General features: G+C 61.7%; 9 protein-coding genes. 2 read left to right on the forward strand and 7 right to left on the reverse strand.

Annotated elements, in window-relative coordinates; genetic code table 11:
* Nucleotides 1-26: 26 nt before the first annotated feature.
* The 6 genes from CABTHER_RS02760 to CABTHER_RS02785 form a co-directional block, all read right to left on the reverse strand.
* Nucleotides 27-674, reverse strand: coding sequence for a succinate dehydrogenase cytochrome b558 subunit (locus tag CABTHER_RS02760; protein ID WP_014099051.1), 648 nt, complete (start codon nucleotides 672-674; stop codon nucleotides 27-29).
* A 359-nt stretch (nucleotides 675-1,033) separates the two neighbouring features.
* Complete coding sequence (locus CABTHER_RS17190) at nucleotides 1,034-1,483, reverse strand: response regulator (protein WP_014099052.1); 450 nt, start codon at nucleotides 1,481-1,483, stop codon at nucleotides 1,034-1,036.
* A 178-nt stretch (nucleotides 1,484-1,661) separates the two neighbouring features.
* Nucleotides 1,662-2,051 carry a response regulator gene (locus tag CABTHER_RS02770; RefSeq protein WP_014099053.1) on the reverse strand — a complete coding sequence of 130 codons (390 nt, stop codon included), beginning with the start codon at nucleotides 2,049-2,051 and terminating at the stop codon, nucleotides 1,662-1,664.
* Complete coding sequence (locus CABTHER_RS02775; RefSeq protein WP_014099054.1) at nucleotides 2,048-4,216, reverse strand: hybrid sensor histidine kinase/response regulator; 2,169 nt, start codon at nucleotides 4,214-4,216, stop codon at nucleotides 2,048-2,050. The genes CABTHER_RS02770 and CABTHER_RS02775 overlap by 4 nt, the downstream gene beginning before the upstream one ends.
* A gap of 32 nt (nucleotides 4,217-4,248) precedes the next feature.
* Nucleotides 4,249-5,526 carry a serine--tRNA ligase gene (gene serS, locus CABTHER_RS02780; protein ID WP_041569046.1) on the reverse strand — a complete coding sequence of 426 codons (1,278 nt, stop codon included), beginning with the start codon at nucleotides 5,524-5,526 and terminating at the stop codon, nucleotides 4,249-4,251.
* A 94-nt stretch (nucleotides 5,527-5,620) separates the two neighbouring features.
* Nucleotides 5,621-7,210 (reverse strand): acyl-CoA mutase large subunit family protein, encoded by a 1,590-nt coding sequence (locus tag CABTHER_RS02785; protein WP_014099056.1) that lies wholly within the window; start codon nucleotides 7,208-7,210, stop codon nucleotides 5,621-5,623.
* A 186-nt stretch (nucleotides 7,211-7,396) separates the two neighbouring features.
* Here CABTHER_RS02785 and CABTHER_RS02790 point away from each other — a divergent pair, with 186 nt between their 5' ends.
* Entirely contained in the window at nucleotides 7,397-9,313 is a 1,917-nt protein-coding gene (locus CABTHER_RS02790; RefSeq protein ID WP_014099057.1) for a sensor domain-containing diguanylate cyclase, read from the forward strand.
* Nucleotides 9,314-9,369: 56 nt separating this feature from the next.
* Entirely contained in the window at nucleotides 9,370-9,921 is a 552-nt protein-coding gene (hpt, locus tag CABTHER_RS02795; RefSeq protein ID WP_014099058.1) for a hypoxanthine phosphoribosyltransferase, read from the forward strand.
* Nucleotides 9,922-9,945: 24 nt separating this feature from the next.
* On the opposite strand, the gene recJ is transcribed toward hpt, so the two are convergent.
* A complete protein-coding gene (gene recJ, locus CABTHER_RS02800) occupies nucleotides 9,946-11,631 on the reverse strand; it encodes a single-stranded-DNA-specific exonuclease RecJ (RefSeq protein WP_014099059.1) in 1,686 nt (561 codons plus the stop codon).
* Between the last annotated feature and the right edge of the window lie 179 nt (nucleotides 11,632-11,810).

The raw sequence follows: 11,810 nt of genomic DNA on the forward strand, positions 1-11,810 counted from the left end.
GCTCTGATTTCGTGAAAAGTCGGGTCTTATGGAACAAAGGCAAACGCCGCCCGAACGCCAATGGCGAACACAGCTACGCCGAAAACGGCACAGGCATAGGAAAACGCCTGCTGTGACCGCGTGCTGACGGTGATGCCCCACACGATGGCAAACGTCCACAAACCATTGGCCAGATGAAACGCCGCCGAGAAGATGCCCAGCACGTAAAAGGCCATGATCAGCGGCTGCGCCAACCAGTACTGCACAATGGTGAATGCCTGGTCGGGATGGTGCGCTACGGCCAGCCCCAGACCGCCGACGCCAAAGCGCATCGTCAGAACGTGCGCCGTGATGAACAGCAGCAGAATGATGCCAGTGACACGCTGCAGGAGATAGTTCCAGTTGCGCGCATAGCCGTAGCTCAGCACGTTGCTCTTCGCCGTGTAGGCAATATAGACGCCGTAAATCGCATGAAAGGCAATCGGCAGCCCAATCAGAAACAGTTCGGCGAGGGGCAACAACGGTCCGGGCAGCATGTCCTGAATCCCTTTAACCGCTTCATTGAAAGCTGCCGGACCGGCAACAGCGTGAAAGTTGGTGTAGAGATGTTCCAGCAGGAAAGCCCCAATCGGAATCACACCACTCAGCGAGTGCAGCCGACGGGCAAGAAAGTGATGACTCAGGGTGACGCTCATGAGACCTCAGAAAACCGGGTGACGTACGTGTTTCCCAAACGCTCCCACCTGACGGACACACAACGGGAATCAGGACGACTTGGGGCATCGGGCGACGACGAATCTCGGCCGCGCATGATGCTGAGGGGAATCCGTTTCTGAATCCGACATGCGCCAGCCGGCGGAGGAAGACTACCAAGGATTATAGGCCGGGCCCCGCCGATTGCAATGTGCTTTTGTGTGTGAGCGTACGTTTTGCCGGGCAGCTTTTCCGCCTTCCTGCCGGATGCAGCGCCGGAAACAGGCTGCCCGTGTGACCTGCCCGCCGAGTCTGCAACCGGACCTGCGCCGGATTGTTTGCCACAGCAGCCGGCGGTATTTCAGACACCTGCTGTCTGGGCCGCGTCGGGCTGGGAAGGCGTCTCAGTGCGTGGCTGTGCCAGCTTTTGTCGAATCAACTGGTGCAGCCGGTCAAAGTCTATCGGCTTGATCAGGTAATCCGACTCACCCAGCGGGAGTCCTTCTTCCCGGACATACTCGATGTTGGACTGGGCCGAGATGATAATCATCGGTACGTCGCGCAGCTCGCGGTAGTGTTCCTTCTCGCCGATGAGCGTCATCACAGCCGGGCCGCTGATGTGCGGCATCATGATGTCAATAATGACCAGATCGGGTTTGGAGCGTTTGAGGGCGCGCAGGCCGGCCAGACCGTCGGCGGCCGTTTCGACTTCGTACCCTTCAGCCGTAAGCTCGTCGCGTAGCAGGTCGAGAACATCCTGATTGTCATCTATGACAAGGATGCGCGGTGGGGTGTTCGGCAATCGTCCCATGTGCAACCGGCGGGGACGGGAAAGTAGGCCGGCCTGAAACCGGCAGATGCAGACTTGCAACTCCACTTTCCACGATCTGACAGCAATTGTCCACCTTGAGCTGTCAGCCGGCTCGCGGCGGCTGACAGGCAGTGGGCGTCTGTCGGCGGCAGGGCACAGGTGCGGTGGACGGAGGGCGTTACGGCGTCGGGGAGGAACGGTCGGGGTGCGCCAGGAGCTGCTGTACGATGCGCTGCACAGCCTCCGGGCTGGCCGGTTTGGCCAGGTAGGCGTCGCAGCCTGCCGCCCGGAAACGGGCTTCATCTTCTGTCATGGCATGTGCGGTCAAGGCAATAACCGGGACGCGCGCCAACGCCGGTTGCGCCTTGATGCGGCGCGTGGCTTCCAGCCCGTCCAGGTTGGGCAGGGAAATGTCCATGACAATGACATCGGGTTGAAACTGCGCCGCCGCTTCCACCGCACTGAGACCATCGCCTACAGCACAGACCTCGTAACCTTCAGCTTCCAGCTCCAGGGTGAGGATTTCCCGGCTGTCGGCGTTGTCTTCCACTACGAGAATGCGCGTCATGACAGCACGTTTTCCACGGAGTTGGCGACACCCTGACCCGTCTGGCGGCGAAGCTGTGTCTCCTGTTCGATTTTCTGAAGGTTGTTGAGCAGCCACGTCCGGTCGAGCGGCTTGGGATGGTAGCCGATGACCATCGGAAACTCGAAGGCGGTCTGGGCCATTCGCCGGTCGGCCTGGCTGACAACAATGACCGGGATGTGCTTGAGCAGAGGGTCCTCAGCCAGCCGTTCGAGGTAGGTCAGCCCGCTGATTCCGGGCAAAATCAGGTCAAGGACAACGACACGTGGACGTAGCACGGCTGTGAGTTCGAGACCTTCGGTGACGTTGCGTGCGCTGATGACCGTGTAACTGGTCAGGTCAAGCATGGTTTTCAACTGTTGCGCCAGGTCTGGCTCGTCATCAATGCATAGAATGATGCGGTTGTCCGGGGCAGGACAGGGCAGGGCAATCGGTTTTTCGCTGGCCTCCATCTTCTCGTGCTCACGCAGACGAAGGGGAAGCCGCACGCGAAACACCGAACCCTTGCCCACTTCGCTTTCGACTTCAATCGTGCCGTCCAGCAGCAGCACATTTTTCCTGGCAATGGAGAGGCCGAGTCCGGTGCCGCCGTACTTGCGCGTGGCCGAGCCATCCACCTGGCGGAATTCCTCAAAGATGTGCGGCAGGTCCTTCTCGGCAATGCCAATTCCCGTGTCCCGCACCTCAATGGTGAAGGTTTCCGCTGCCGGGTCCACGTCGAGAACCACAGTGACGCTGCCCTGTTCGGTGAATTTGAGCGCATTGGAGACCAGATTCGTGACGATCTGGCGCAGCCGGGCTGGGTCCGTCAGGGCTGAGGGCACCTGGGGCGGCGACATGAAGCTCAGGGTCAGGCTTTTGGCCCGGGCCAACGCTTCGAGCGGCGTAATGGTTTCGGACAAAAACTTCACGAGGTCCACTTCACTGACCTGGATTTCCATCTTGCCGGCGGCAATTTTCGAGAAATCCAGGAAGGTGTTGATGAGTTCGAGCAGGTTCGTCGAATTCTCGGCAATGCGGGTCAACGCCCGCATCTGGGCCTCGGAAAGCGGGCCGTAGCGGCCGCGCTGGAGCAGCGAGGTGTAGCCAATGATGGCGTTGAGTGGCGTCCGCAGTTCGTGCGACATGTTTGCCACAAACTCGGACTTGAGCCGGTTGCTCTCCATTACGGCCAGATTGGCGCGGCGCAGGTCTTCGTTGATTTTGCGCAACTGGCGCTGGTTTTCATACAGCTCGGAGTTGGCCAGCAGGAGTTCCTGGTTGGCGCTCATCAGGTCAATGGAGCGTTCCTCGACCTTTTCTTCGAGCGTTTGGGCGAAGGATTCCAGCTCAGCGACGTAGTGCTGAAGGGTTTCGCGGGTCCGCACAAAGGCCCGGGCCAGCGCGCCAAGTTCGTCGTTGGCCGTGGTCGGGATGGGATAGGTGTAGTCGCGCCGCGCCATGGCGCGTACGCCCTCCAGAAGCTGACCGAGCGGCTGCGTGACGAAGTACCGGAGAATGAGCGAGAAAAAGGCAATGATGAACAGACCCGTCAGCGTCACTTCCAGAAACAGCAGCTTGAAGTGGTCAATGATGAGCATGTTCATCCGGTCGGCGCGGGTGTGGACGGCCACCAACCCCACCACTGGGCTTTCCGGCCCGGCGCGCAGTGGAGCATAGGCGGAAATCCAGGTGCCATGCTGGTCGGTGTAAACATCCGTTGCCAGTGGTTCCTGGCGCCGGATGACCTGCCAGGCTTCCGGGCGCAGTTCGTGGGCCGGCGGGCGGTCTGTAAAAACCGGCATCCACGTCTCGTTCCAGCGATAAAACAGGTCAATCGGCTGTTCCAGTTCGTTGGCGCGCTGAAGATCGCGCAGCCGTGACCGTAAGGCTTCCGGGACCGGAGGAGCGGCGTCCTGCTCCCACGGGATGAGGGACACATCAAGCACTACCGCAACTGTGGCAGCGATGTGTTGTAGTTGGCGGCTTTGCTCCGCAATCTTGTCGCGCCGCAGGTTGCGGTAAAACAGATAGTCCACGCCAAAGATGAGCGGCGCGGCGCACAGCAGCGTGGTGAGCAGGATTTTGTAGTGCAGGCGTCCGTGCAGGGGCGGCTCTTCGCCTGCCTGCCCGGCCGTTGATTCCGTCGTCACTGGAACTTCGCTCATGTGCGCTCCCCGGAGCGGTTTTGTGCCAAGGCTCAAGTCAGTCGTTCACGTCCATCGAGATATGGACGCAGCGCCGGCGGAATGATCACCGAGCCGTCAGCCTGCTGGTGGTTTTCGAGCAGCGCCAGCCACGTCCGCCCAACGGCCAGCCCGGAGCCATTGAGCGTGTGGACAAACTCCGGCTTCACGCCGGGTTCGCGCCGGAAGCGGATGTCGGCGCGGCGTGCCTGAAACGCTTCAAAGTTGCTACACGAAGAAATTTCCCGGTAGGTCTGCTGGCTGGGCAGCCAGACTTCCAGATCGTAGGTTTTGGCCGCCGCAAAGCCCAGATCGCCGGTGGCCAGCACGACCTTGCGGTAGGGCAGTTCCAAACGCTGCAACACCGCTTCTGCGTTGGCCGTCAGGCGTTCGAGTTCCGCGTAGCTGTCCTCGGGCTTGACAAAGGCCACGAGTTCGACCTTGTCAAACTGGTGCTGGCGGATAAGCCCACGGGTGTCGCGGCCATAACTGCCGGCTTCGCTGCGAAAGCAGGGCGTGTAGGCAACATACCGGATGGGCAGTTGCGCGCCGTCGAGCACTTCACCCCGGTGCAGATTGGTGACCGGGACTTCAGCCGTGGGAATCAGGTACAGACCACGCTCATCGGTCAGCTTGAACAGGTCCGGCTCGAATTTGGGAAGCTGTCCCGTGCCAAACAGGGCCTCGCCATTGACGATGAACGGTGGGAGCACTTCCGTGTAGCCGTGCTCGGTCAGGTGCAGGTCGAGCATGAAGCTGATGAGCGCCCGTTCCAGTTTGGCTCCCAGCCCCTTGAGGACGGCAAAGCGCGCGCCTGACACCTTGGCAGCGCGTTCCAGGTCCAGAATACCGAGCGCCGTGCCAAGTTCGACGTGGTCTTTGGGCGGGAAATCGAAGTGGCGCGGTTCACCCCAGCGCGCGACTTCCTGGTTGGCCGATTCATCGCCGACCGGGACGGACTCGTGGGGCACGTTCGGAATGATGCGCACGAGTTCCTGCAGGCGCTGTTCAACACTTTCCCGTTCGGCTTCGAGGGCTTCAATGCTGGCCTTGAGTTCCCGCATTTCAGCACGTTTGGCTTCCGCTTCGTCCTGCTGCCCGGCCTTGAGCAGCGCGCCAATCTGGGGACTGACCCGGTTGAGCGCAGCTCTGCGCTGTTCGACTTCCGCAATCAGCCGCCGGCGCGTGGCGTCAAGTTCGGTGAAGCTGTCAAGCGTGAGATCGGTGCGGCGGTTGAGCAGGGCGCGACGAACGAGGTCGAGGTGCTGGCGGATGAAATCAAGGGCAAGCATGGCTGTGAAATGGGTTGCGGAAAGAAAACCGGGTTCACCGGCCGGAAATACGGTTTCAGACCGTCGGGACACCGCCCGGAACAGAGGGCCCTGCCTAGAAGACAACCGTTTCCTGGTATTCGCCGAAGACGCGGCGCAGGCGGTCGGAAATTTCGCCTACGGTGGCGTACCGTTCAACAGCATCGAGAATGTAGGGCATCAGGTTGTCCGTCCCACGGGCGGCGGCTTCAAGGGCGTCGAGGGCAGCCGTGCAGGCGGCTGTGTCGCGCCGTGCCCGCAGACTGCGTACCCGTTCAACCTGCGCGCGTTCGATTTCGGGATCAATGCGCTGAATGGGAATGGGGTGCTCTTCAGCGACCTGAAAGCGGTTGACGCCGACGACAATGGCTTCGTTCCGCTCCACGGCGCGCTGGTACTCGAAGGCCACCTGCTGGATTTCGCGTTGCGGGAAGCCCTGCTCAATGGCTGCGAGCATGCCGCCCAGCGTGTCAATCTTTTCGATGTAGGCCGTCGCCTGTCGTTCGAGTTCATCGGTCAGGGCTTCGATGAAGTAGGACCCGCCGAGTGGGTCAGCTACGTCGGCGACGCCGGACTCGTAGGCGAGCACCTGCTGGGTACGCAGAGCAATCCGGGCGGATTCTTCCGTCGGCAGTCCCAAGGCCTCGTCTTTGCCGTTCGTGTGCAGCGACTGCGTGCCGCCCATCACTGCCGCCAGCGCCTGCACCGTCGTGCGAATGACGTTGACTTCAGGCTGCTGGGCCGTGAGCGTGCTGCCGGCCGTTTGCGTGTGGAAGCGCAACTGCCACGCCTTGGGCTGGGTGGCTTTGAACCGCTCACGCATGATCCGGGCCCACATGCGCCGGGCGGCGCGGAACTTGGCGACTTCTTCAAACAGGTTGTTGTGCGCGTTGAAGAAAAACGACAGGCGCGGGCCAAAGGTATCCACGTCGAGACCAGCGGCAATGGCGGCTTCGACGTAGGCAATGCCGTCGGCCAGCGTGAAGGCAATTTCCTGGGCGGCCGTCGCCCCGGCTTCCCGGATGTGGTAGCCCGAAATCGAAATGGTGTTCCAGTTGGGCACCTCGCGGGCGCAGTAGGCAAACAGGTCGGTGATGAGCCGCAGGGAGGGGCGGGGCGGATAGATGTACGTCCCGCGCGCAATGTATTCCTTGAGAATGTCGTTCTGGACCGTGCCGTTGAGTTTGTCGGGTGTGACGCCCTGGCGCTTGGCGACAGCAATGTAGAGGGCAAGCAGGATGGGGGCCGTGGCGTTGATCGTCATTGAGGTCGAGACCTGATCGAGCGGAATGCCGTCAAACAGCACGGCCATGTCTTCGAGAGAATCAATGGCGACGCCGACCTTGCCCACTTCTCCCAGGGCGAGGGGGGAGTCGGAGTCCAGCCCAATCTGGGTCGGCAGGTCAAAGGCCACGCTGAGACCAGTCGTGCCCTGCGACAGCAGGTAGCGGTAGCGGGCGTTGGATTCCGCTGCGGTGGCAAAGCCGGCGTACTGCCGCATCGTCCACAGCTTGGCGCGGTACATCGTTGCGTGAATGCCGCGCGTGAAGGGATACTCGCCGGGCTTTTCGTCGGTGGGGGGCGGGGCGTCGGCAGGCAGGTAGTAGGGCTTCAGCTCGATACCCGAGGAGGTCCGCCGCTTGGTCTCAGCTTTTTTGGATGACATAGGGCTATGTATTCACAGGGCGTATGCAGAACAACGTCCGTCGGGGGTTGCACCGGCCACACACGACGGCGCGTGACAAGATGATAGTGTGTTGTCGGCGTGTTTGCTACATTGTCATCCCACACTGCCACCCTTGATTTCCCTGATCAGGTCGTACTTCCGGGGCTGACACTGTGAGCTTTGCGTATGCCGTCGCGCTTTGCCCGAACGCCCTTTGGGCTGCCCTACAAACTGCTGATATGGGGACTCGGCCTGGCTTTCTGGTCGCTGGTCATCGTCGTCGAACTGAAAGTGCTGGGGGCCTTATGGGTTGATCTGTTCGGACTCTTTCGCCAGCGCGAGGGGCTGGCCGCAGCCGTATTTCTGCTGCTTCTGATGGTGTGTACCTTCCTGCGCCGCCGGTCGGATGCCTACGCCCACCTGCTGGCTGAAGACGGATTGGTCGTGTTGTTTGTGCTGGTTTTTCCAACGGAACTGACCATCACGCTGCTCGGCCTTGCCGGTGTACTGGAATCCATCAGTCAGCACGCCGAACGCTTGCAGCGACGACTCCCGATGGGCGACTGGTCGATCGTTTTGGGCGAGATCATCTTTCAGGGAGGTGTCGCCGCCTTCGTCGGGCTGACCGGAAGCACGGTCGAGCAGGCCGGCCATTTCACCGAATGGCACCTGGCACCCCGGTTTGGGCTGCGGGAACTGGTGGTGATTCCGCTTATCTACCTTTCCATCTTCACCATGCGGGTGAGCGTTTCGTTCCTGACCATGTGGACGCGGGGCATCTCGCTGGCACTGTTTCTCCAGGACGTGCGCGCGACCCAGTCGGTCATCACGTTTCTCGCTGAATTCGCCACCGTGGTGCTGTCCATCATGATTGCCGTGGTCTATGCCCGGCTGGACTTTCTGCCCGTGGTGGCGCTGGGCACGGTGCTGGTGGCGTTGGTGGCACTGTTGAGCAAACAGGCCGAAGCAGCGGCGCGCCAGCAGCGGACGATTGCCGAGATGAAGATTCTTGTCGGGGTCGGGCGCGCCCTGAGCAACCCGGCGCAAACCCGCCGGGAACTGCTCAAAGCGTTGTATCAGGAAGGGCGCGACCTGTTCCGCGCCGACTCGCTGGCGGTGTATCTGTTTCCCGAAGATGGCCACCAGCCACAGATACTCGAATGGCAGGCAGTGACAACGGCCCGCCCAAAGTCGGAGCGCCGGGGAACCATGCTGGATTTTCAGCAGAGCGGCAACTGGACGGCGAACAGTTCCACCGGGGAACAGGTGGCGCTCGTGCCCGAAAGGGACGCCTTGGGGTTGGCCGAATGGTGCGTGCAGCACAAGCAGGCGCTACGGCTTCAGGACATCGAGCGCGAGGCAGCGCTGTACAACTACCGGTGGCTGACCGAACGCCTGCCCTATCGCTCCTGGATGGGCGTGCCACTGGAGGCCGAAAAAAAAGTGCTGGGTGTCATCAGCGTGGCCAGTCAACAGCCGCAGGCTTTTTCCGAACAGGACGAAGAAATGCTCCGCGCCCTGGGACAGCAACTCGTCGGGGCGCTCGAAAAGGCCCGGCTCTATGAACTGGCCACCATAGACGGGCTGACCGGGTTGCTCAATGCCCGTGCTGTCCGGGCCAGACTGGCTGAGGTCTTTGCCAAAACCCTGGCTGATAATGGTCAGATGGGTGTCCTGATGTTTGACATTGACTTTTTCAAAAAGGTCAACGACACCTACGGCCACGAAGTCGGCAACGAGGTGTTGCAATACCTGTCCAAGCTGGTCAGAAGCAAACTGCGGGATACCGACATTGCCGGACGCTACGGCGGTGAGGAATTCATCGTGATTTTGCCACAGACGCCGGTCAAAGGAGCGCTCGATGTCGCCGAACGCCTCCGCCGGCATATTGCCGCCCGTCCCGTTCCGACGACCGCCGGAGAACTGCCCATCACGGCCAGCTTTGGGGTGGCCTACCTTCCCATGCCGGGAGTGACAACGCCCGACAAACTCGTGGAGGTGGCCGACCAGGCACTCTATGCCTCGAAGCGCAATGGGCGCAACCAGGTCACGCTGGCATCAGCGCCGGGGGTGTCGGAGTCTGAAACTTCTGCCCCGGCGTAGCTCCGGCGTCACCCGGGCCGTTGCTGTAAGCCCAACTTTTTATTCGGGAGAAATCTATGTCGGAGTTCAGCCAGCCGCAGTTGACCGTGCTGTTTGATACCGGGCAGATACAGGCGCGGATTCGGGAACTGGGCGCGGCCATCACCCGCGACTACGCCGGGCAGTCGCCGCTGCTCGTGGTGGTGCTCAAGGGGGCCGTGCCGTTTGGGGCCGATTTGGTACGCGCCATTGACCTGCCCGTCACGCTCGATTTCATTGCTGTGTCCAGCTACGGCATGGCGACCAAGTCATCGGGCGAAGTGCGCCTGCTCAAGGACCTCGACACCAGCCTGCGGGGGCAGCCGGTCATCATCGTGGAAGACATCGTGGATACGGGGCTGACCCTGTCCTACCTGCTCGACATGTTCCGCCGCCGCGAAGCGGCCTCGGTGCGGGTGGCGGCCCTGCTCGACAAACCCGAACGTCGCCAGCGGGAAGTGGAAGTATCCTATGTTGGGTTCACCATCCCCAACGAGTTTGTCGTTGGCTTTGGACTGGATTACGCCGAACGGTACCGCAACCTGCCGTACGTGGCCATTCTCGATCCAGCGGCTGTAACCGAAGGCTGAAAGGGCGGGCGGTGTTGCCGGTGATCAGGTGGCCAGGCGGATGTCGGTGGCGATGAACTGGACGCTGGCTCGGCCCTGCCACACGTTGATGTCCGGCCGGCCGAGCACTTCGACTTTTGCCTGCCGGGGGAGTTGTTCGGCATATTCCCGCCGCTGCCACCACAGCACTTCGGCCCGGTGCGGCCCGTCGCCAAGGATGAGCTTGAGGTGCTGGTCCTTGAGGATGCGCTGTTCCAGGATTTGACCGCGCAGGATAAGCCGTGGGTGTGGGTTGCCGATGCCGTGGGGTTCGAGTTTGGCAAGGCTTTCGACCAGCGGAAGGGTCAGTTCGCCCAGCGGCAGTTCGCCATCGGCGACGTACACGCGGGTCAGGGCGTCCGGCGGCAGCACCTGTCGGGCATAGGCATTGATGCGCTGCTGCAACTCCGGCAGCCGTTCTACCGGAAGGCAGAAACCGGCGGCGGCGGGGTGTCCTCCGTAGCGGAGAAAAAGCCCATCCTGGCCAATGGCCTGAAGCGCCTCGATGAGATTGAACTGGGGGATGCTGCGCCCGGAGCCGTGGGCGATACCGTCCCGGATGCTACAGACCAGCGCTGGATGGTGATGGGTTTCCACGACCTTCGAGGCTGCAATCCCGACCACGCCCTGATGCCAGCCGTCGGTATGGTTGCCGGCCAGGACATAAACCGGATCATCCTGCGGTTGACTGGCAATCCGGGCTTCGAGCTGTTCCACCAATTGCCGTTGAATGGTCTGGCGTTCGGTATTCCAGGCGTCAATCTGTTGCGCCCGCTGCCGGGCCTCATCCACTGTGAGACTGTCAAACAACTGGATGACACCCACGGTCGTGCCTTCGATGCGCCCGGCGGCATTGATGCGCGGCCCCAGGCGGAAGCCAAGGTCGCCAGCCCCGATGGGACGTTCCTTGAGACCTGCCACTTCGATGAGCGCCGACAGTCCAGGATTTTTCGAGCCGCTGTTGAGACCGCGCAGCCCTTCCGCCACGATGGCCCGGTTGGCCGGGCTGGAGAGAGGAACGAGATCGGCATAGGTACCGATGGCGACGAGCTTGGTCAGGGAGCGGAGAAAAGCTTTTCCATTAGGGCGCTCACCGAGCAGGGCACGGGCCATCTGCCAGGCCAGCCCGCAGGCGGCAAAGTCTTTTTCCGGGTAGGCGTCGCCGACCTGTTTCGGACACACGACGACGGCATCTGCCGGAACCTGGCTGCCCAGCGCCGTATGGTGGTCAATGCACACGCCGACGATGCCGTGTGCGCGTGCCATTTCCCATTCGCGGTGGGCAGTAATGCCAATATCCACGGACACAAGCACCTGAATGCCATCAGCCGCCGCCTGCTCAATAATGCCGGGGTTGAGTCCGTAGCCTTCCTGTTCCCGGTCGGGAACGTAATAGGAAACGAAATCATCGGTCTGGACGCCGAGTTGCTGCAGCACGCTGCGGAGGGTGACCAGCCCGGTCGTGCCGTCGCAGTCATAGTCTCCCACAATGCGGATGCGCTCCCGGCGTTCCACGGCCCGCCCGATGATGTGCAGGGCTTCTGTGAGGTTGCGCATCGGGCGCGGGTCGGGCACGTGGGTCAAATCCGGCGCGAGAAAGGCCGCTGCCTGTTCGGGAGTCGTCAGTCCACGGTTGATGAGACAGGTGGCGACGAGCGGATGAACGTCCAGCGCCTGCGTCAGGCACTTCACGGCGTCAACCGGTGGGGTGGCTTGTTTCCAGAGGGCGCCGCTAAGGGAGCGGCGAGGCGCATGAACGGACATGGGGGACCAGTACCGGGATGGAATGGGGCACCGTTACGCGGAGACGCGGCGGCGCAAAGATGACAGGCGTAGCTTACCACGTGACGCGCGCCCGATATCAATATCGC

The organism is Chloracidobacterium thermophilum B (assembly GCF_000226295.1).
Lineage (GTDB): Bacteria > Acidobacteriota > Blastocatellia > Chloracidobacteriales > Chloracidobacteriaceae > Chloracidobacterium > Chloracidobacterium thermophilum.

Excerpts from the sequence above, each read along its gene's own strand:
- CABTHER_RS02760 (WP_014099051.1), bottom strand. The coding sequence starts at position 674 with ATGAGCGTCACCCTGAGTCATCACTTTCTTGCCCGTCGGCTGCACTCG.
- CABTHER_RS17190 (WP_014099052.1), bottom strand. The coding sequence starts at position 1,483 with ATGGGACGATTGCCGAACACCCCACCGCGCATCCTTGTCATAGATGAC.
- CABTHER_RS02770 (WP_014099053.1), bottom strand. The coding sequence starts at position 2,051 with ATGACGCGCATTCTCGTAGTGGAAGACAACGCCGACAGCCGGGAAATC.
- CABTHER_RS02775 (WP_014099054.1), bottom strand. The coding sequence starts at position 4,216 with ATGAGCGAAGTTCCAGTGACGACGGAATCAACGGCCGGGCAGGCAGGC.
- serS (WP_041569046.1), bottom strand. The coding sequence starts at position 5,526 with ATGCTTGCCCTTGATTTCATCCGCCAGCACCTCGACCTCGTTCGTCGC.
- CABTHER_RS02785 (WP_014099056.1), bottom strand. The coding sequence starts at position 7,210 with ATGTCATCCAAAAAAGCTGAGACCAAGCGGCGGACCTCCTCGGGTATC.
- CABTHER_RS02790 (WP_014099057.1), top strand. The coding sequence starts at position 7,397 with ATGCCGTCGCGCTTTGCCCGAACGCCCTTTGGGCTGCCCTACAAACTG.
- hpt (WP_014099058.1), top strand. The coding sequence starts at position 9,370 with ATGTCGGAGTTCAGCCAGCCGCAGTTGACCGTGCTGTTTGATACCGGG.